Raw genomic sequence first — 20,363 nt, forward strand, 5'->3', positions numbered from 1 at the left:
GGCAGGCTAGTTCGATCACGAATGTTGGCGATACAGTTCAGCACATATCAGACCTCGGCAGTCTGATGTTTGCTCGCCTTCAATCACACACTCACAAAGGACTCGAGATGGCCACCCGCATACCGGCTTACCGGCAAGCTCAAATGGAAATCAAACGCTATATCGAGGCGCAAAAACTGGGTCTCGGTGACCCATTGCCGCCCGAGTCCGTCTTGGCTGAAAAGCTGGGAATTAGCCGCCCCTCGCTCCGCGAAGGTGTCAAGGCGCTTGAGTCTTTAGGCATCGTCGAGGCTCGCCATGGTGAGGGGGTGTTTGTGAGCGCCTTCTCTTTTGACACCATCATCGAGAACCTGCCCTATTCCATCGTTGCGGACGGAAAAAAGCTCGTCGACTTGCTGCAGGTACGAGCAGCACTAGAGATTGGCGTCCTGGATCAGGTTGCCGATCAAATTGGCGAAGAGGACAAGAAGCGCTTGCGCGATATCGCCACGCGTATGCTTGAGGCGGCCCAACGCAACGAGCAGTTCGACCAAGAAGATGGCGAGTTTCACTCCACCTTGTTTCGCTGCCTGAATAACGCCTTTCTCTCGCGACTTGTCGACTTGTTCTGGCAGGTGTTCCGTCGGATGAATAAGGCGAGCGACTTCGACTCCGAGCAGTGGTCACTCGAGAGCACAGCCAAAGACCACCTGCACATTGTTGAAATGATTGAGCGCGGCGACAAAGCCGGCTTGATCAAAGCCCATCAGAAGCACTTTCACGGCATCTTCACGCGCATGAAACAAGCCCAGGGCCGAACCGACGGCTCAGCGTCACCTGCGCCTCAAGTGCAGATTGCGCCAATTTCGACCATGAATCTCTCTGGACGTTTGGATGGGCTGGGAAAAGCCTGACGCGAGGCCGTAAACACCAACGTGCGGCGACAGTTACGGGTCGCGCATCTGCTGCAAGGGCTCGCGAGATCACAAGGGCATCGGGCTCGTCGGCATGGCCGAGCCCCGGCACTCGCGTTCAGCGGATGATTTCAAGCGCCGTCCCATTCCAACGCAGTTCGATCACTTCTTTGCTGGCGCCACCGCCTTGCAATTCGCCCCCAATGATGAGCAAGCCCTCATTGCTCTGCACATGTGCGCCATTGCTCAGTGCTTGCGGCAGCTTGCCCACAACACGCCAGTGGCCGTCGATGCGGGCATAGACCTCATCACGCCAAATCTTCTTCAGACCCTTGTGGGCGTAATTTTGGCCGGCAGAAAACTGCTTCCATGCACCAGGGAAGTTGGTACCACCCGCAACAAGCAACGCATTTGCGCTGTAGCCAGCAAAGGCACCTGCCACACCTTCCTGGGGTTCTGCCGAATTGGGTGCAGCCAGTTTCTCGACCTCCCAAGTCAGTTTGCCCGCAGCGTCAACCGTGACCTGCTTGACGTCAGGTGAGCGCAGGCCCGGCTTGATTTCGCCATTGACCAGCGTGATTTGCGAGCCCTTGACCGCAAGGCCCGCTCCGACTGTCGGCCTGGCAGGATCCATGCCGACAAATCGCCACTTATTGCTGCTTGGCTCATAACTCAATACCTGTGCGGTAAACAGGTAATCTTGCGGCCTTTGATCAAAGTAGGCATTCGCAACCGCCTCCTGTTGAGCCGCATCCCCGCCGGCACCCACAAAGTAGTCTTGGAAGTAGCCATCAAAGATTGCCTTGTTGACCCCACCGAAAACCAGAATGCGCTGCTCATCCAGGCTCACCGCAGCGCTGGCCAAGCCACCCAGCGGCATGCGGGTCGGCAGCTTGCTCCAGCTGTCTTTGACAGGGTCATAGCGATAGACCGTGTCGAACATCTGCAGAGCTTTGTCCTGCGGATGAGTCTTGCCCTGGCCAGCCAAGATGAGAATCTGCCCTCCAACGGTCACGGCGGTGGCACTGTCGCGCGGCGCATCTGGAAAATCGGCGAGTGAGCGCCACGAGGCGCCTGGCTTTGTGAGATCGAGTCCGAACCATGATTTGCCCGCCGTGCCAAGCCCCGCATAGACCATATCGCCAACGCGTGCGCCGGCGGTCAGCTTGGCGGCAACGGGGAATTCTGGCCAGCGCGACCCTGCGTGCCCAGCGCATGCCAGAGCCAAGAGCAAGGTCCCGAACCCCAGTTTCACAAGTCTTGTTTTCATCTTGATATTGCGAGTGCGTCGGTGAATGTCGATGCCGACCGGCCTGACCGTGCATCAGCCAAAAAAAGAGTTCCCAGAGTCAGGCGTCCACGGGCAGTTCGCAAAGATCCGTGACCCACAGCCGGGCGCCGCAGAAGCAGGCGTCAGCGGCGGATGGGCGGCTCAGGCCAAGGAGCTCTTGGCGCACGCCGTCAATGCCTTGGTCAGGTCTTAGGCCGATTCGCAATTGCCCGTTCCGGGTGATCCAGGCGCACCAGGTACACCAGGTGAAAGGGCCCCCGCCATGAGCCGCTGACGCCGGCCGGATCCTAGCGCATCAAGCAGATCAGCCACTTGGCTTTGTTGGCCACTCCCTTGATCAACGCGGTGAGTTCCTTATGGGCCAGCGTCATCCCACACAGTGGCTCCGCCCCCTGGGGCCATTTGTGCCTATTCGTCCCTCATCGAACTGGCAACTTGACCCTGGACCCAAACCGCACCAGCAGCAGCGGCTAGCGGCGGAATGAGCCCGGCGCCATGAAACAAGCGCTGCTGCCCGAGCACCCCGCCCAAGATTCCCGGGTTAACACCCAGATCGACGGCTTGCACACCGCCTGCGCTTCCCTTAGACTTGCCGCAAGACGTCTGACAACTGACTTCATACTCCCAACTGCTCTAGCGACGACTTTCAGTGCCATCATGCTGACCTCGGCTCATTCATTTTCCGGTTCAAGCGCCTCCAAGCCTGGGTTTCGCCTGGAAACCCTGCCTCAGGCTCTCAAGCATGGTGTGGGCGCCCTGCACGGCGAGAGCTTGTACTTTGGCCTGGGCTCGGCAGGGCGTGCCTGGTGGCGAGTCGAGTCTGGTTCGGGCCAGGACGGCGCGAGGCGAATGGCCGATTTCCCGGGGCCACTGCGTGAGCAAGCCATCGCTGCGACAGTCGGCCCGCACATCTATGTCTTCGGTGGCGCCGGTATTGCGAAAGCAGGAAGCCCGACCAGCGCACTGACGGACATTTATCGCTACGACGTTGACGGCGACACCTGGTCCAAATTGCCCGTTGACAGCCCTCGGGCCCTGCTGGGTGCCTCAGCCCTGGTGAACGGCGACCGGGTCGTCTTTGTTGGCGGCATCTGCAAGGCGGTGTTCGATGGCTTTTTCGCTGAGCAGGCGCTCGCAGCCGACGAGGCGCAGCGACAGCGCCTGACGCATGCCTATCTAGGCGCAGACATTGCATCCTATAAATTCAGTTCCGAGGTTTGCGCCTTCAGCCCGACCGAGAACACCTGGCGCGAGCTAGGCCGGGTGCCGGGTGCTCCGGTCGTGGGCGCTGCGCTGGCAAGTTGCGGCAACACGCTTGCTCTGATGGGCGGTGAGCTCAAGCCCGGCCTGCGCAGTCGCGCCAATTGGCAGGCTCATCTCGGTGATGAAGACTTGACTTGGCAAGCCATGCCGGAGCTGCCACCAGGGCCGAGTGAAGCGCTGCAAGAAGGCCTGGCCGGTGCCTTCGCCGGCTACAGCCATGGCGTCTTGCTGCTGGCGGGTGGCAGCAATTTTCCGGGTGCGCAAACGCGATTTGCGGCGGGGCATCGATACGCCCACGAAGGGCTGTGCAAGACCTGGCGTGATGACATCTGGGCCTGTGTGAACGGCGTCTGGCAATGGGCCGGCCGGCTGCCGCAGGGGCGTGCCCACGGCCTCTGCCTGGGCGACGGCGAGCAGTTGTTGATGCTCGGCGGCGAGGCCACGGGTGGCACCGCGCTGGCAAGCTGCATCGCCTTGGAGTGGGATGGCGCCAAGGCCCGGGTCAGCCATGGCTGAGTCAAACAAGTCAGAGTGGGGCACACTGGTGTCGAGCGATAAATCAGACCTCTGCCGTCTGATGTTTGATCGACTCCAGCCTAACCAAGGAAGCGCCATGGCCACTCGTATTCCCGCCTACCGACAAACGCAGATGGAGATCAAACGCTTCATCGAGGCCCGCAAGCTCGGCCTGGGTGACCAGTTGCCCCCAGAGGCTCAACTGGCCAAGGAGTTGGGCATCAGCCGCCCTTCTCTGCGCGAAGGCATGAAGTCCTTGGAGTCCTTGGGCATTGTGGAGGCGCGCCATGGCGAAGGGGTGTTCGTGAGCGCCTTCTCCTTCGACTCCATCATCGAGAACCTGCCCTATTCGATCGGGGCCGACGACAAGAAGCTTGGCGACCTGCTCCAGGTAAGAGCGGCACTCGAGATCGGAGTGATCAGCCAAATCGTCGACCACATCAGTCATGAGGACAAGCAAAGGCTGCGCGAGTTGGCCCACGCCATGCTTGAGGCGGCCCGAGAGAACCGCACGTTCGAGCGCGAGGACGGCGAGTTCCATGCGACGCTGTACCGCTGCCTGGACAACGCCTTTCTATCCCGCTTGGTCGATCTGTTCTGGCAAGTGTTCCGACGCATGAACCAAGCCAGCCATATCGACACGGAGCAATGGTCACTCGAAAGCACCGCGCAAGACCATCTGAACATCGTCGAGATGATCGAGCGCGGCGACAAAGCCGGCCTGGTGCTCGCGCATCAGAAGCATTTCAAGGATGTGTTCGCCCGGTTCGAACAGGGGCAAGACAAAGCAAACCCACCGGCCGCCGCCGCCGCGCAAGCGCAAATTGAGCCCCTGAGCCGACTGGATCTCACCGGCCGTCTCGACGGCATCAAAACCTCCTAGTTCTTGAATCCCACCAGGAAGCGGTATGAATTTTCTGAGAACAATGCTGCCCGCGAGCTGGCTCACGCTGGCCCTCGGCCTTGCCATGCCGGCATGGGCGGCCGACAAGGTCTTGGTGGGCGCCTTCGACCTGGGCCCAGGCGGCAACCCTCAGAAGTTCAACCCCCTGACGGCAAGTGCCGGCTTCACCTGGTACAACAAATACTTCGGCACGCTGGCGCTCTACGACGCGGGCTTTCAGCAAATCTCGGGGGATCTGGCGCAAAGCTGGCTTGTCTCGCCCGACGGCAAGGCCATCACCTTCAAGCTGCGCAAGGACGTGAAGTGGCATGACGGCAAGCCCTTGGTGGCCAAAGACGTCAAATTCACCATCGACCTGGCCCGCCATCCAGACAGCGGCAGCGCCTTCGCAGCACGACTGGATGGCATTAGCTCGGTTCGCGTGCCCGATGACGAGACCGTCGTGCTGGAGCTTGCCGCCGCCAACACGGCCATTTTGGATACGCTGACCAGCCTGATGATCCTGCCGGCACATCATCTCGCCCATGTGTCGCCCAAGGACCTGCGTAATAGCGACTGGTGGCAAAAAGCGCCGGTGGGCACGGGACCGTTTCGCTGGCACAGCTATGTCCCCGACCAGTACGTCGAACTGGCGGCCAACCCACACTACTATCGCGGCCGCCCGAAGCTCGACAAACTGGTGAACCGTTATTTCAAGGACGGTGGTACCGCCGCCATCGCGCTGCAGGCTGGCGAGATTCAGTTCAGCTATCTGACCCTCGACCAAGTCAAGGGCAGCCCGCAGCCAGCCTCGTTCAAAGCGGTCTCGGGCGCCTCGCAGGTACTCAATTACCTCGGCTTCAACAACAAGGACCCGCGCTTCAATGATGTGCGCGTCCGCCGGGCCATGCTGATGGCCATCGACCGCCAGGCCATCATCAAAAACCTCTACAGCGGCCAAGCGCAGGCGGGCAACTGCATCTACACCCAGAAGCAGTTCCTGCCGGCAAGCCTGAACCCCTATGCCTATGACCCGAGCAAGGCGCGCAAGCTGCTGGCCGAGGCAGGCTGGGCGCAGGACAAGAACAGCCCCATCGAGCTGTTGACCTATTACGGCGATCAGCTGTCCAAGGACGTGGCGGCGGTCATCCAGGCCCAACTGGCCGAGATCGGCGTGCTGCTGCGGCCGCGCTTTGTCGATGCACCAACCTTTACCAAGCAGGTTGACGCCGGCAAGTTTGCCCTGGTCTTTGCCGGTGCCGGGAATGGCCCAGAGCCCGAGAGCATGGCGCCGCTGATGGACTCGGCCTTCGTACCGCCAAAAGGGCTCAACCGCATGCGGATCAACATCCCCGAGCTCGATCAACTGTTCGATGCGGGTCGCAAAGAGGTCAACCCCGCCAAGCGCCCTGCCATCTACAGAAACGTCTGCCAGCTCACCAATGCCCAACTGCCCTTGGCCCCGCTGTGGGTGTCGAACCGCTTCGGAGGCATCTCAACCAAGGTTCAGAACATGGTCTGGACACCGGCACCGGGCGGTGGCCGCTACCAAGACAACGCCGAGTCCTGGACCCTGCCCTGATGTGAGCGCGGGTCACACCCGCAGCCTTTTTGCCCAGAGAAACACAAGCCAGCCGGCGGGCTGGCCGGATCCCTCATGCCAACTTTTCTAATCAAACGACTGCTTGTCAGCATCCCCACCTTCGCGGCCATTCTGGCCCTGGTGTTCGTGCTGCTCAACGCCGCTCCCGGCGACCCGGTGGATGCCTTCACCCCCCCGGACCAGTCGCTCAGCGTCGAACAGAAAGAGCAGCTACGCCACGAGATGGGCTTGGATCGCCCCCTGCCGGTGCGCTTCGGTTTGTGGCTGGCGCAGTTGGCACAGGGTGAGCTGGGCCATCGCTACAAGGACGGCGCCTCCGTCTATGACACCATCGTCTCGCGCATCGGTCCGACGCTGATGCTCAGCGCTACCGGCCTGGGCCTGGGCGCCTCGCTGGGTGTGGGGCTGGGCCTGCTGGCGGCTCGCAAACCGTATGGCTGGATCGATCAGCTGCTTTCACTGCTGGCCTATCTAGGGATGAGCAGCCCGGCCTTCCTGCTGGGCATCTTGGGGATGTACTTGTTCGCGCTGCAGCTCGGTTGGTTCCCAACCGGCGGCTATGCGACTCCCGGCGGCGGCGATTGGCTGGACGTGCTGCATCACTTGTTTTTGCCGGCGGGCGTGCTGTCCATCCAATTCATCGCCATCTTGATGCGCTACACCCGCGCCAGTGTGCTGGAGGTGCAGAACCAGGATTTCATGCGAACGGCGCATGCCAAGGGCTTGAGCCGCACGCAGGCCCTGCTGAGCCATGCCTTCCCGAATGCGCTGGTGCCCATCGTGACCGTGATCGGCGCCAACTTCGGCGCGCTGATCGGCGGCGCGGTCTTCCTGGAGGTGGTTTTTTCCTGGCCCGGCATGGGCACCTTGTTCGTCGACGGGATCGAGTCCCGCGACTACCCGTTGATCATGGGCATCACCTTGTTCATGGCCCTGGCCATCCTGCTCGTCAATCTGCTGACCGATCTGATCTACGCCTGGATCGATCCGCGTATCTCGCTGCGCTGAACTCATGAAGCCCCAAAGCCCCTTGCAGCGCAAGCTGCGTCGTTTTGCCAGCAACCGCACGGCCATGTTCGGCCTCATGCTTTTCCTGGCCATCGCCCTGCTGTGCTTGTTCGCTCGCCAGATATGCCACTACGAGCCGAACGCGATCGACCTGTCCGTGGTCCGCCAGCCGCCCTCGGCCCAGCATTGGCTGGGCACCGACCATATCGGACGCGACATGCTGGCGCGCACCCTGGCGGCCGGTCAGATCTCACTGCTGGTGGGCCTGGCCAGCGTTGCCTTGGCGTTGGTCATCGGCACCCTGCTGGGCGCACTGGCCGGCTATTTCGGCGGCTGGATCGACACCGTAATCATGCGCTGTGTGGACATCGTGATGACGTTTCCGACCGTGATCGTGCTGATGACTCTGGCCGCGGTGATCGGCTCCGGCACCGAAAAAACCATTCTCATCATCGGCCTGCTGTCCTGGCCACTGGTCTGCCGACTGGTGCGGGCGCGCGTGCTGAGCCTGCGCGAAACCGACTTCGTCGCCGCCGCGCGCGTGATGGGTGCGGGCGACCTCTACATCATCGCCCGCCACTGCATTCCCAACACCACCGACGTGCTGGTCGTGTTCGCCAGCCTGGGCTTTGTCGGCGCCATCATGGCCGAGGCCGGCCTGTCCTTCCTGGGCCTAGGCGTGCAGTTGCCCGAGGCCAGCTGGGGCAGCCTCTTGAGCATCGCGCGCGAGGCCTCGGTAATCAAACAGTACCCGTGGATATGGCTGCCCTCGGGCCTGTTCATTGTTCTGACGGCCCTCGCGGCCAACTTCATCGGCGACGGCTTGCGTCAGGCTTTCGACCCCAAATCCGACTCCAACTCTTAAAAGCACACATGAGCACTTCTTTCCAACTGCATGGCATCGTCCCTCCCGTCATCACGCCGCTGACCCCCGACTTCCAAGTCGACAAACCGAGCCTGCGCAAGGTCGTGCGCCACTTGCTGGACGGCGGCGTGCATGGCCTGTTCGTGCTCGGCTCGACCAGCGAATGCGTGTTCCTCAACGCCCACCAGCGCGCCGACGTGCTGGCCACCGTGGCAGAAGAGAACAATGGCCGCGTGCCCCTGGTGGCCGGCACCATGGACCCCACCACCGACCGGGTGATCACCAACGCGCGCCAGGCCCGCGACTTCGGCATGCAGGGCCTGGTCGTGACCGCGCCCTTCTATACCCGCACCAGCCAGGCCGAGACCATCGACCATTTCCAGATGATCCACGACGCCGTGGACCTGCCCATCCTGGCCTATGACCTGCCGGTCTGCGTCCACACCAAGCTCGAGCGTGCCACGTTGCGTACGCTCTATGAGCGCGGCCTGATCTGCGCGCTCAAAGACAGCAGCGGTGACGAGGGCAATATGCGCATGGTGCTGCGCGACTTTGCTGCCCAACCGGACTTCTCGGTACTCACCGGTGCGGAAACCACCGTCGACTACGCGCTGCTGGGCGGCGCCCACGGTTGCGTGCCAGGCCTCGGCAACGTCGACCCGGCCGGCTATGTGCGCCTGTACGACGCGGCGAGACGCGGCGACTGGGAGGCTGCGCGGCAGGAGCAGGAGCGCCTGATCGAGCTCTTCCAGATCGTCTTCCAGGGTGTGCCCGAGACCAGCCCCAACGCCTCCGGCGTTGGCGGCTTCAAGACCGCGATGCAGTTGATGGGCCTGATCAGCCACCGTCATATGAGCCGGCCCAACAAGGTGCTGTCCGATGAAAAGGCCGAGCGCATCAAGGCCATCTTGGCCCGCACCCATCTGCTCTGAGCATCGCTGAGGTTTTGCCATGCTTGACTTGAATGACGCAGCAGCCGTGCTCGAGGTCCGGGATCTGTGCACCCGCTTCAGCACGCCAAGCGGCGAAGTGCTGGCGGTGAACCGCCTTAGCTTCGACGTACGGCGCGGCGAAACACTGGCCCTGGTCGGCGAGTCAGGTAGCGGCAAATCGGTGACCTCGATGTCGCTGATGCGGCTGCTGCGCGGCGGCCAGGTCAGCGGCAAAGCCTTGCTGCGGGTCGACGGCCAAGCCCCGATGGATCTGCTCGCGCTGAGCGAACGGCAAATGCTGGACGTGCGTGGGCGCCACTTGGCCATGGTCTTCCAAGAGCCCATGACCTCCTTGAATCCGCTCAAGCGCATCGGCGACCAAGTGGCCGAGGCGCTGGAGATTCACGGCCTCGCCAATGCGGCGGCGGCACAGCGGCGTGCGCTCGACTTGCTGACCCTGGTGGGGCTGTCCGATCCAGCGCTACGCATGAAGCAGTACCCCCACCTGCTCTCGGGCGGCATGCGCCAGCGCGTCATGATCGCGATCGCGCTGGCCTGCAAACCGGCGCTACTGATCGCCGACGAACCCACGACCGCACTGGACGTGACGATACAGGCGCAGATCCTGCGGCTCATCCGCCAATTGCAGCGGGAAGTCGGCATGGGCGTGCTCTTCATCACCCATGACATGGGCGTGGTGGCGCAGGTCGCCGACCGTGTCGCCGTCATGTACGGCGGCCAGTTGGTGGAGACCGCAGAGACGACTGAGTTGTTCGCGCGGCCGCGCCACCCTTACACCCAAGGGCTGCTGGCGGCGATTCCGCGCCCCGGTGGGCGCGGCGCATTGCTCGGCATACCGGGCCAGATCGATGTCGTCTTCGGCGAGCCGAAGGCCTGCCGCTTTGCTAACCGCTGTCCGCGCGTCCAGCCGCTGTGCACGCAGCGGTCACCCGACTGGGACCTCGGCGACGCCCATCCGGCACGCTGCCACTTTCCGGAATCCGCATGATGCCCAATCAATCAGAGACCATGCTGAGCTTCGACGCCGTCAGCATGCAGTTCGCCACCGGCGGAGGATTGTTCAGCAAGAGCCGGCCGCTGCACGCGCTGAAAGACATCTCGTTCGAGCTGCGGCGCGGCGAGATCCTTGGCGTGGTTGGCGAATCGGGCAGCGGCAAGTCAACGCTGGGCAAGCTGGCCCTGCGCTTGCTTGATCCCAGCCAGGGCCGGGTACGCTTTCGCCAGCACGACCTCGCCGACTACCGCGGCGCGGCACTGAAGGCCCTGCGCTGTGAGTTGCAGATGGTCTTCCAGGACCCCAATTCCGCCTTGAACGGTCGCATGACGATTGAGCAATGCCTGCGCGAACCGCTGCAGCTGCATCGCCGCGGCACGCGCGCTGAGCAGCTGACCGAGATCCGCCGCCTGCTCGATCTGGTCGGCCTCCCCGACAGCGCCATGGCGCGCTACCCGCACGAGCTGTCGGGCGGCCAGAAGCAGCGCGTCGTGATCGCCCGCGCACTCGCCTTGAAGCCGACGGTGCTGGTGGCCGATGAAGCCGTCGCCGCGCTCGACGCATCAGTCAAGGCGCAGATCACCAATCTGCTACTGGAATTGCGCGAGCGCCTTGGGCTCTCGATCATCTTCATCTCGCACGATCTGCCGCTGGTGCAGACGCTTTGCGACCGCGTGCTGGTGCTCTACCTGGGGCGGCTGATGGAGTTGGCGCCGCACGCCGCGCTGGCCGATGGCGGCCGGCACCCCTACACCCAGGCGCTCTGGCGCAGCTCGCCCCTCGCCGATCCATCCCAGCGCATGCTCGACGAGGCACTGGTGGCTGGCGAGATCCCCAGCCCGCTCAAGCCGCCCCCCGGATGCGTCTTCCACACGCGCTGCGCCAAGGCCCTGCCCTGCTGCGCGGTGACAGAGCCCCCAGCCATTGACACCAGCCCAGGGCACCGCGTGCTGTGCTGGCTGTACGAACCAACAGACTCACTCGAATCGCCATGACACCCTCATCACCCCACTCCGCTCTGATTGCCACCCTTGACCATCGCCTCGTGGTGTCTTGCCAGGCACTGCCTGGCAGCGCGATGGACCGCAGCGACATCATCGTGGCGATGGCCCTTGCCGCCGTGGACGGTGGTGCTGCAGCACTCCGCATCGAAGGCGTGGCCCAGGTGCGTGCGGTTTGCGCGGCCGTTTCGGTGCCGGTGATCGGCATCGTCAAGCGCGACCTGGCCAATACACCGGTTCGCATCACCCCCTTCGCGCAAGATGTGCGCGATCTGGCCGAAGCCGGCGCCGCCATCATCGCCTTCGATGCCACGGCGCGCCAGCGGCCGGAGTCCGTCGCCGCCCTGCTCGCCGCGACTCGGCATGTCGGTTGCCTGGCGATGGCCGATTGCGCCACCGAAGCCGACGGCCTGGCCGCTTGGCAGCTGGGCTGCGAGTTCATCGGCACCACCATGTCGGGCTACACGGCCGAGACGGCCGACCGCGCGGGCACGGAGCCGGACCTCGATCTGGTGGAACGTCTGGCCCGCGCCGGCTGCCGGGTGATTGCCGAGGGCCGCATGCGCACCCCGGAGCAGGCCGCCTCAGCCATGCGGCGCGGCGCCTACAGCGTCACCGTGGGCTCAGCAATCACGCGCATCGAACACATCACCGGCTGGTTTACCGATGCCATGAGCGGAGTGACCCGGTGATGCTCGCGTTTGATATCGGAGGCACCAAGATCGCCGCCGCCACCATCGTGGACGGCGTGTGCACTGATCGGCGGCAGCTACCCATGCCGGCCAGCGAGCCGGATTTCCTGGCTGCCATCAAGAGCCTGGCGTCCGGCCGCGGCGCAACAACGCGGGCTGCTGTGGCGCTAACGGGTTACACCGATGGCACGTCAGTTCGTGGTGTCAACCGCACGACGATTCCTTTCTGGCAGGACTACCCGCTGATGCCACGCCTGCGCGAGCTGCTGGGCTGCCCGGTGGCGGCGCTGAACGACGCACAGGCGGCAGCCTGGGGCGAGTATCTACAGCGCCCCGACACCCATTGCCGTGACCTGTTGTTTTTGACCCTGTCCACCGGAGTGGGCGGCGGGCTTGTGCTTGACGGGCGCTTGCGCATCGGGCCGCGCGGGCTGGCCGGCCACTTCGGCCATATGGCGATCGAGGTGCCGCCCCTTGACGAAGGCGAGGCCTCGGCACGCTGTGGTTGTGGCCGCCTCGGCTGCCTGGAAGCTGTGGCTTCGGGCACAGCCCTGGCGCGCCAGTCGCGCGTCTTGTTCGGCGAGGCGCTGGACGCGGCCCGGCTTTTCGAGCTGGCCGCTCAAGGTGAGCCGCGCGCCAACACGCTGCTCGATCACGCGGCGGCCGCCGTGGCCAGCGGCATCGCCAGCAGCCAGCTCCAGCTCGATCTGCAAACGGTGGTGGTCGGTGGCAGCGTAGGCCTGGCCGCCGGCATGGTGGCACGCATTCGCGCCGCACTGGAACGCCAACCGGCGCTTTGTGCGGCCGAGGTGGTGCCGGCCCGGCTGGGCGGCGACGCAGGTTTGGTGGGCGTGGCGGCCTGGGCGGCGACGCAGGAGGTTCAGCCATGAGCCAAGCAATCGAAGGCCACATCCTCACACCGCAGGGCTTTGTGCACGGTCGCCTGCTGCATACGCAGGGCCGCATCGAAGCCATTGAAGGCACGCCGATCCCGACCGAGCGCGTGTTGCGCGAAGCGGATGCGATCGTGCTGCCAGGCTTTGTCGATTGCCATGTCCATGGCGGCGACGGCCACGACATCATGCAAGGCGGTGACGCGGCCGCGCAGGTGGCCCGCTGCCATGCCCGCCATGGCACGACGGCACTGCTGGCCACCACCATGACCGCACCCTTCGCCGAGATCGAGGCTGCGCTGCGGGCCTTGAGCCCCCACTGCGTCCGCCGCCCAAGTGGCGGTGCGCGCGTCCTGGGCGTGCACCTGGAGGGGCCTTACATCAGCCCGGGCAAACTCGGTGCCCAGCCCGCTTTCGCGATCACCCTGGACCTCGAGCAACTGCAAGCGCTGAGCCGGCTCGCGCCGATCCGGGTTCTGACGCTCGCCCCCGAGGTCAACGACCATCAGTCGCGTATAGCCGAACTGAACCGGGCCGGCTTCATCGTACAGATCGGCCACAGCGCAGGCAGCTACGACGACGGCGTTGCCGCACTCGAGCAAGGCGCTCGCGGCTTCACCCACTTGTTCAATGCGATGACGGGCCTGCACCATCGCGAGCCCGGCATGGTTGGCGCAGCGCTGGCGCATGCACAGCATGCCGAACTGATCCCCGATCTGCTGCACCTGCATCCCGGGGCCATTCGCGCGGCGCTGCGCGCCATCCCCTGCGCTTATTGCGTCACCGACTCGACCTCGGCCGCCGGCATGCCCGATGGCGAGTACCAGCTCGGCCGCTACCGGGTTTTCAAATGCCTGGGTGGTGTGCGCCTGGCCGACAACACCTTGGCCGGCAGCGCGCTGACGATGGATCAGGCGCTGCGCAACTTGGTCGCCATCGGCCTGGCGCTCGACGACGCCGCAAGGCGCGTGTCGACCTATGCCGCCGACTATCTGGGCATGACGCAAATCGGCCGCCTGCAGCCAGGTGCCGCCGCCGACGTGGTGGTGTTCGATCGCGATCTGCGCTTGCGGCGCGTCTTGATTGAAGGAGAAGAGATTGAAATCAGCGCTGCAAGCGCTGACACAGCAAGGCCCTGAGACCAAGGCCCGGCTATAGCAGCACGACGGCGCTCGCGATGAATCGCTCTGCGCTGTGCTGCGATTTAGAGTTTTCATCCGCTGGCCGATGCGCTAACTGTGGCGTGCGGCTTCTATCCCACCTAGCACGCACGCTAGCCCGGCTCACGCGTTCACACTAAAGCAGGACCAACCATGCCACTGCACCCCCTTGCCGCCGACTACATCCAGCGCCGCATCACTGCCGGACTGGATCCAGTCGAGTCACTCTCACCGGAAATCGCACGGGCGCAATCACGCGCCTTCATCCAGGGCCTGCCAGCGGGCCCGGACTGCGCCGCCGTCATTGATCGCCACATCCCGGGGCCGGGCGGAGAAATCCCGCTCCGGATCTACACGCCGGCTGGGGCGGGGCCGTTTCCGGTGTGCCTGTTCTTCCATGGCGGCGGTTGGGTGGTGGGCGACCTTGATGCGGGAGATGCCAGCTGCCGCATGATGGCCAAGGAGGTCGGCTGCGTAGTCGTCTCGGTCAACTACCGTCATGCACCCGAGCACAAGTTCCCGGCGGCCCCTGAGGACGGGCTGACGGCCGCCCAATGGGTGGCGGACAACGCAGCAGCACTCAATGTCGATGCGGGTCGCTTGGCCCTGATGGGCATCAGCGCCGGGGCCAATGTGGTGGCTGCGGTCACGCTGATGGCGCGGGACCGCGCGGGGCCGCCGCTGGCCTGCCAGGTGTTGATCGTGCCGGTCACCGACTGCAATCTCGACACCCCCTCTTACCTGCGCCTAGCCGAGGGCCATGTGCTGACGCGCAGTGGCATGGCCTGGTGCTGGCAGCACTACTTGCGCACGCCCGCCGATGCCGAGCATCCGCTCGCCTCGCCGCTGCGGGCCACCAGCCTAGAAGGTCTGCCCCCGGCCTTCATCACGACCAGCGAGTTCGATCCGCTGCGCGACGAGGGCGAGTCCTACGCCGCGCGCCTGCGCGACGCCGGCGTCGCCGTGACCCACCGCTTCAATGCCGGCATGCTGCACGGCTTTCACGGCCCTGAAGCGCTTGCCGCCACGTTTTCCTACCTCAGGGCGGAGTTATTCGCATAGCCACAAGGCTCCGCCTGCCCCGCGCCAAGCGTCGGTCCTATCGAGATCTTGCGCCCCGAGTCAGATCACGATTCGCCGCCTCTTGGTGTTAGGGCGCTTACGATGGCCACAGCAGGAGCCCATTGAAGTCCAACAGGGTTGAAGCCGCTCACCGAGAAAAAAATCCCGGCATGGAGCCGGGGCAGCAAAAGCCCTCGCGCTGTCATCACGGGAGGGCACCTGCTCAGGGAGGGAAAAGCAGGGAGCGCATGCGCCCGCCGCAGATTCTAAACGGGCTGACCCACACAACAAGTCAGGGACATTCCACTACGATGAGCATCGGAGTTATGGAAAAGTTTGATGCGGATGCGCTTTCACGAAGACACTATGTAGAACTTGCCACTACGTAATACCCATTCGCGCGCAAGGCGATGTCTTCGGGCAAACGTCGAGGGACAACGATTTTTCGGGTTTCATAGCTGATTTCGGTCGCGGGTATGAGTGTTGTTGCCATACGCGCTAAGGGCTACTGCCGGTTTCATGGACACCAATCCAATAGATTCCCGTGACTCCCTCATGCCTTGAAGTATGGACTCAGCCTGACCGTCTCTCCAATGATGAGCAGGCTGGGCCGGGGGCCATAGGCCGGAGCCAACTCAAGCAGTTGATCGAGTGGCCGGGCGATCACCTGCTGGCCCTTGCGGGTGCCGTCTTGCACCACCGCAGCAGGGGTTTGGGCTGACAGGCCATGAGCTTGCAGCTGCCGGGCGATCTCGGCAAGGCGTTCCATGCCCATATAGAAAACTCGCGTTTGGCCCGTTCGGGCCAGGGCTGGCCAGTCCAATTGCTGCTCAAACGGCGTGAGCTCATCCGCTAAGTGCCCGGATAGGAATACACAAGAGCTAGCCAAACCTCGGTGAGTCAACGGTATACCGGCTGCCGCAGCGCAGCCATTTGCCGCGCTGATACCAGGCACGACCTCGCACTCGATGCCGGCCGCCTGCAAAGCCTGAACTTCCTCGCCGCCACGGCCAAAGACAAAGGGGTCGCCGCCTTTGAGCCGCAGAACCCGTCTGCCCGCCCGCGCTTGCTCGATCAAGATTTCATGGATCTGCTCCTGGCGCACGGCATGGTGGCCGGCCGCTTTGCCCACATCGATGCGGCGGGCAGTCAGCGGCAGCAAGACCATCACCTCGACGTCGATCAGGCGGTCATGCACCACCACCTCGGCCGCCTGGATGCGGCGCAAGGCACGAAGACTCAGTAGGTCGGCGGCACCAGGTCCCGCGCCAACGATGTCCACACGCCCGTTCATGGCTGCTCTTCCAGCCCGGGACCTTGGTGAAACACCAGCTCCGCCACCGGCTGGCCGTCACGCAGATGCTCGGTGATGATGCGGTCCAGGTTCTCGCCCCGGGCGTTGAAGTACCAGATGCCGTCGGGCTGTACACACATCACCGGCCCACCTTTGCAAGCGGCAAAGCAGCTGACCCGGCTGCGTTTGACGCGCAACTCCCCCTCGTGCAGGCCGGCGGCCTTGAATTTTTCCCCCAGGCTATCAAACAAGGCTTGGGCTTCGCCGTCCTGGGTGCAGCGCGGGCCGGTGCAAACCAGCAGATGACGCTTGTAACTGGAGATTTTGGGTTTGACGATTTCCGTCTCGGCCTTGGGACTGTCCATACTCATGGCTTGCTTTCCTTTGCTTTGTTTGTTTTGCGAACGGATTGAAGGCGCAGGCGGCGCCAGCCCAGCACACAGCCAGCCAGGCACAAGCCGGCCGCCGCCAAACTCCAAGCCACCACCACGGCATCCCTGAGCCAGGACATGGCCTGCAGCGGCGGCCAGTCCCAGCGATGCAGGGCATTGAACAGCCAGCGGTCGGCGCGGCCGTAGTCATCGACCCGCTGGGCGATGCGGGCGGCTTGCGGATCCAGGTAGTAGCAGGTGGCGCCGGCGTCGGCCAAGCAAGCACGCAGCACGGGGAAGCTGCGGCTTTGGTGGCGCAGGCCGTAGTAGTAAAGGTCGGGGCCGCTCAGCCAGTCATGGCTGCGGATTTGCTGCTGGGGATGCATGGCTTGCAGGGCCGCCAAGAGTTGCGCCTCGCTCAAGCCATGGGCCAAGACCTTACCCCTGCCGTCTAGCAAGAGGCTTTGCTGCTCGGTCTTAAGGCGCCAAAAGCTCTGCCCTTGCACGCGCTGCCATTCCATTTCCTTCAAGCCAGGCAGCAAATCCAAGCGCGGCAGCTCAGCGGGTAAGGCCTGTTTCTCCCCTTGCCAAGGCGCTTGCGTCTGATCCTTGGGATTGCTGGAGGGCCAGCCCCAAGGGTCCATGGACAACCAGCCGCTGAACAGCCAGGCCGCCAGCACCCCGCCCGCGCCCAGGCCCAGCAGATGGTGCCAGCGCTGCCAGCGCCCACGGTAGGGCGAGACGCTGCCGCTGGCATAGCCGCGCAGGCGCAGGCGTTGCAGTCCCAGAATTAAGCCGAGGCTGCAAAGCAAAAGCGCAACGCCGCTGCTCCACAACACCAGCTGCCGCCACAGGCCGGCGTATGCCCGCAGCGGCGTGAAGTAAAGCCAATGCGTGACCGTGCCCAACCAGTTCCATCCGCGCTCCCAACGCGAGGTGTCCAAAACCAGCTCGCCGCTGGCCTGCGCGTAATAGAGCTCGGTGCCCGCTTCATCCTGCAAAGCGACCCGCCACAGCGGGCGCAAAGGATTGAAGCGGCCGTAAATGCTCCACTGGTCTTGCTGAATCAGCTCGGCTCGGGGATTGGCCGCAGAAATTCCCAGCGCGGCCGCATGGGTCCGCGCCAAGGCCAGCACCTGCCCTTCTTGCAAGAGCGGCAGGCGCTGGCCCGACACCGCAGAAACCGGCTGCCAGCCAGGCCCACCGGTCTGAAACAGCCAGACCGGCTCCTCGCCCCGCATGCTCAGTCGCGCGCCGGTGGCCGGCACGCTCAAACCTGCTCGCTCGAAGGCCTGGGCCGGCACGAGCAAACCCTGAGTCGGTAGCGGCGAGAGAGCTTGCAAGACCTCGGTCGCCTGCAGCTGCGGGCGCGGCACCCACAGCATCACCAGGCCCGAAACTAGCCAGGCCAAGACCAACAGACCCAGGCCAAGCCCTAACCAACGGTGGATCAGATGCAGCCAGCGTTTCATCTCTGGCCCCTCAGAAGGTCAGCTGACCGCTGAGCTGCCAGTTGCGGGGCTCGCCCAACATCACTTGCGAGCCGCTGTAACTGCTGGTGGCATAGGCCGTGTCGGCCAGATTGCGGCCATACAAACCCAGGCTCAGCTTGGGCGCCAGCTGCACGTTCAAATAAGCATCCAGCAGCGCATAGCCGGGCAGACGCATGCTGTTGTTGATGCTAGTGAAGCGGGGACTCACGCCGCGCAGCAACACACCCGCATCCAAGTCTGAGCGAGCCCACTTCAGGCCTAGATTGGCCATCTGCTTGGCGGCATAGGGCGCTTGATTTCCACTCAGATCGAGGCCGCTTTGCACCACGTTGTCGTAACGCGTGCGGTTCCAGCTGATATTGCCGTCCAAGGCCCAGCCGGCCGGCAGGCGCAGTTGCGCCGTCAGTTCCAAGCCGCTTGAGAGCAAGCTGCCGCCCTGCACCGTGTAGGCCTGCTGACGGGGCAGCTTGACGCTGGTGAGCAGGCGCTCCTTCTTGATCTGGTACAGCGCCGCCGTCGCGTCCCACTGCTTGCTGGCGCGTTTGTAACCCAACTCCCACTGGCGGCCGGCGCTCAGCTGCCAATCGGCATTGCCCTTGGAGATGGTGGCGATATTGGCCACCGGGTCGGTCGCCACACCGGTGTTCAGGTAAACGGACTGATCCGCATCCAGTGCGTGCAACAGCCCCAAGCGCCAAGTCGTGGGCTGGAAGCTGGCGCTCCAATCGGGTCGGCTGGGTAGCAGAGCCTGGCGATCCACGCTCATGCGATCGGCCCGCAGGCCGGCGTGCAAGGTCCAGTCAGGCGCCAGCGTCAGCGCGGCCTCGGCGTAGGCGGAGTACTGGCGTGTTTGCGAGGCCTGACGTGGAACCAAGGGCCCCTCCTGCAGATAGCGGCCGGGCTGCGGGTTCAGCAGGGCCACGCGACTGGTCGTGTCGTACTCGTAGCCGTCATTGATATGGGTGAAGTTCAGGCCCTGGCCTTGCACGCCCAGCACCAGGCCCAACTCACGGCCCTGCAACTGGCTGCGCCCCTTCAGCTCCAGGCTACCACCGGCCTGGCGCAGGCGGTGGGCAATGCCCAAGTAACCGAGTCGGTCGACGGAGCGCCCATCTGCGGCCAGCGCGTACTCTTCCAAATTGCGCCACTGGCGATCGATAGTGAAGCGATGAAGCTCGCCCTCCAAACGCCAGTCCGACGGCAGCCTCCAGACGCCCTTCAGGCGCGCGCGGTCCTGCTGTACCCGCCAGAAAGCATCCTCCACGTTGTAGTTCTGCTCCCGCAAACGGGCATCGATGCGGCCCTCGCGCAGCGGTGTACCGAAGTAGGCGCTGTTGCGGTCGCGGTGCAAGTCCAGGATCGCGTCCAAATAGAAATCGGGGCTGGCCTGCCAGCGCAGGGTGCTCATCAGCTTGCGTTGGCGCCAGTCGCCGCGCGCCACAAAGCCCTCGCCGCCCTTGTCCAGCACGTCTAGGCGCAGGGCGAGTTGAGAATTCAAGGGCTGATTCAGGCCCAAGCCCACACGCCAGGCGCCGAAGCTGCCCACACCCGCCTCCGCATTGGCCGCGAACTCGAAGCGTGGCTGCTTGCGCAGCAGATTGATCACACCGCCCACCGCGCCATCGCCAAACAGCACCGAGGCCGGGCCCCGCAAGACCTCCACCCGCTCATAGCCGAAGCCATCTTGCGGCATGGACTGGGTACCCGAGGTGGTGGGCACGCGCACGCCGTCCTCGGCCTGAACGATGGAGTCATTGCCCGAGAAGCCTCGGCTTTGAAAGGTCGAGCCCGAGCCGGGCGAGCCCTGAAAACTCATGCCCACGGTGCGTTGCACCAGGTCGGCCGTGGCGGTCACGCCCTTCAGCGCTTGTTGATCAATCAGGACAATGTCGCTGCTGGCGGGCAGCTCCAAGCCGCTGAGACCCAGGCGCGAGGCGGTGCTTTGCCGGGCGCCTTGGCCCTCGGCCCTTTTGGCCTCGATCTGCACGGTTTGCAGGCGCTGAGCCTCGGCCTCGGGCTGCGCACTGGCTTGCGCCTGAGTGCTCAAAGAGGCCGTCAGCAAAATGGCGGCGGAAACTTGAATGGTGTGGTGTTGAACTTGCATGCTGAAGAAGAAAGTGCGCGCCAC

The 20,363-nt window shown here is 64.1% G+C and carries 18 protein-coding genes; 13 read left to right on the plus strand and 5 right to left on the minus strand.

Features of this window, described 5'->3' with window-relative positions; translation table 11 throughout:
- The first annotated feature begins 107 nt into the window (after positions 1-107).
- Positions 108-893, plus strand: a complete 786-nt coding sequence (locus AABB87_RS15635) for a FadR/GntR family transcriptional regulator (RefSeq protein WP_341972113.1) — start codon at positions 108-110, stop codon at positions 891-893.
- 118 nt (positions 894-1,011) lie between these two features.
- On the opposite strand, the gene AABB87_RS15640 is transcribed toward AABB87_RS15635, so the two are convergent.
- Positions 1,012-2,163 carry an N-acetylneuraminate epimerase gene (locus tag AABB87_RS15640; protein ID WP_341972114.1) on the minus strand — a complete coding sequence of 384 codons (1,152 nt, stop codon included), beginning with the start codon at positions 2,161-2,163 and terminating at the stop codon, positions 1,012-1,014.
- A 678-nt stretch (positions 2,164-2,841) separates the two neighbouring features.
- Here AABB87_RS15640 and AABB87_RS15645 point away from each other — a divergent pair.
- The 12 genes from AABB87_RS15645 (at position 2,842) to AABB87_RS15700 (ending at position 15,077) form a co-directional block, all read left to right on the plus strand.
- Positions 2,842-3,963: a YjhT family mutarotase gene (locus AABB87_RS15645; RefSeq protein ID WP_341972115.1), complete on the plus strand. Its 1,122-nt coding sequence runs from the start codon at positions 2,842-2,844 to the stop codon at positions 3,961-3,963.
- Between the two features lie 97 nt (positions 3,964-4,060).
- Positions 4,061-4,846: a FadR/GntR family transcriptional regulator gene (locus AABB87_RS15650; protein ID WP_341972116.1), complete on the plus strand. Its 786-nt coding sequence runs from the start codon at positions 4,061-4,063 to the stop codon at positions 4,844-4,846.
- A 25-nt stretch (positions 4,847-4,871) separates the two neighbouring features.
- Positions 4,872-6,428 carry an ABC transporter substrate-binding protein gene (locus AABB87_RS15655; RefSeq protein WP_341972117.1) on the plus strand — a complete coding sequence of 519 codons (1,557 nt, stop codon included), beginning with the start codon at positions 4,872-4,874 and terminating at the stop codon, positions 6,426-6,428.
- Between the two features lie 75 nt (positions 6,429-6,503).
- Positions 6,504-7,457, plus strand: coding sequence for an ABC transporter permease (locus AABB87_RS15660; protein ID WP_341972118.1), 954 nt, complete (start codon positions 6,504-6,506; stop codon positions 7,455-7,457).
- A gap of 4 nt (positions 7,458-7,461) precedes the next feature.
- Positions 7,462-8,322, plus strand: a complete 861-nt coding sequence (locus tag AABB87_RS15665) for an ABC transporter permease (RefSeq protein ID WP_341972119.1) — start codon at positions 7,462-7,464, stop codon at positions 8,320-8,322.
- A gap of 8 nt (positions 8,323-8,330) precedes the next feature.
- Positions 8,331-9,254 carry a dihydrodipicolinate synthase family protein gene (locus AABB87_RS15670; RefSeq protein ID WP_341972120.1) on the plus strand — a complete coding sequence of 308 codons (924 nt, stop codon included), beginning with the start codon at positions 8,331-8,333 and terminating at the stop codon, positions 9,252-9,254.
- 19 nt (positions 9,255-9,273) lie between these two features.
- Positions 9,274-10,263 (plus strand): ABC transporter ATP-binding protein, encoded by a 990-nt coding sequence (locus AABB87_RS15675; RefSeq protein WP_341972121.1) that lies wholly within the window; start codon positions 9,274-9,276, stop codon positions 10,261-10,263.
- Complete coding sequence (locus tag AABB87_RS15680) at positions 10,260-11,264, plus strand: ABC transporter ATP-binding protein (protein ID WP_341972122.1); 1,005 nt, start codon at positions 10,260-10,262, stop codon at positions 11,262-11,264. Before AABB87_RS15675 ends, AABB87_RS15680 begins: the two co-directional genes overlap by 4 nt.
- Positions 11,261-11,962, plus strand: coding sequence for an N-acetylmannosamine-6-phosphate 2-epimerase (locus AABB87_RS15685; RefSeq protein WP_341972123.1), 702 nt, complete (start codon positions 11,261-11,263; stop codon positions 11,960-11,962). The genes AABB87_RS15680 and AABB87_RS15685 overlap by 4 nt, the downstream gene beginning before the upstream one ends.
- Complete coding sequence (locus AABB87_RS15690) at positions 11,962-12,852, plus strand: ROK family protein (RefSeq protein ID WP_341972371.1); 891 nt, start codon at positions 11,962-11,964, stop codon at positions 12,850-12,852. Before AABB87_RS15685 ends, AABB87_RS15690 begins: the two co-directional genes overlap by 1 nt.
- Complete coding sequence (gene nagA / locus AABB87_RS15695; RefSeq protein WP_341972124.1) at positions 12,849-13,994, plus strand: N-acetylglucosamine-6-phosphate deacetylase; 1,146 nt, start codon at positions 12,849-12,851, stop codon at positions 13,992-13,994. The genes AABB87_RS15690 and nagA overlap by 4 nt, the downstream gene beginning before the upstream one ends.
- Positions 13,995-14,168: 174 nt before the next feature.
- Complete coding sequence (locus AABB87_RS15700; protein WP_341972125.1) at positions 14,169-15,077, plus strand: alpha/beta hydrolase; 909 nt, start codon at positions 14,169-14,171, stop codon at positions 15,075-15,077.
- A gap of 553 nt (positions 15,078-15,630) precedes the next feature.
- Here AABB87_RS15700 and cobA read toward each other — a convergent pair.
- The 4 genes from cobA to AABB87_RS15720 are packed head-to-tail and all read right to left on the minus strand — an operon-like array spanning position 15,631 to position 20,339.
- Positions 15,631-16,371 carry a uroporphyrinogen-III C-methyltransferase gene (gene cobA, locus AABB87_RS15705; RefSeq protein ID WP_341972126.1) on the minus strand — a complete coding sequence of 247 codons (741 nt, stop codon included), beginning with the start codon at positions 16,369-16,371 and terminating at the stop codon, positions 15,631-15,633.
- Positions 16,368-16,742, minus strand: coding sequence for a (2Fe-2S) ferredoxin domain-containing protein (locus tag AABB87_RS15710; RefSeq protein WP_341972127.1), 375 nt, complete (start codon positions 16,740-16,742; stop codon positions 16,368-16,370). Before AABB87_RS15710 ends, cobA begins: the two co-directional genes overlap by 4 nt.
- The gene (locus tag AABB87_RS15715; protein ID WP_341972128.1) at positions 16,739-18,214 is read right to left on the minus strand and encodes a PepSY domain-containing protein; all 1,476 of its coding nucleotides are present in this window, start codon (positions 18,212-18,214) and stop codon (positions 16,739-16,741) included. The genes AABB87_RS15710 and AABB87_RS15715 overlap by 4 nt, the downstream gene beginning before the upstream one ends.
- 10 nt (positions 18,215-18,224) lie before the next feature.
- Entirely contained in the window at positions 18,225-20,339 is a 2,115-nt protein-coding gene (locus AABB87_RS15720) for a TonB-dependent receptor (RefSeq protein WP_341972129.1), read from the minus strand.
- Positions 20,340-20,363 lie beyond the last annotated feature (24 nt).

It is taken from the genome of Roseateles sp. PN1 (assembly GCF_038419725.1).
Lineage (GTDB): Bacteria > Pseudomonadota > Gammaproteobacteria > Burkholderiales > Burkholderiaceae_C > Paucibacter_A.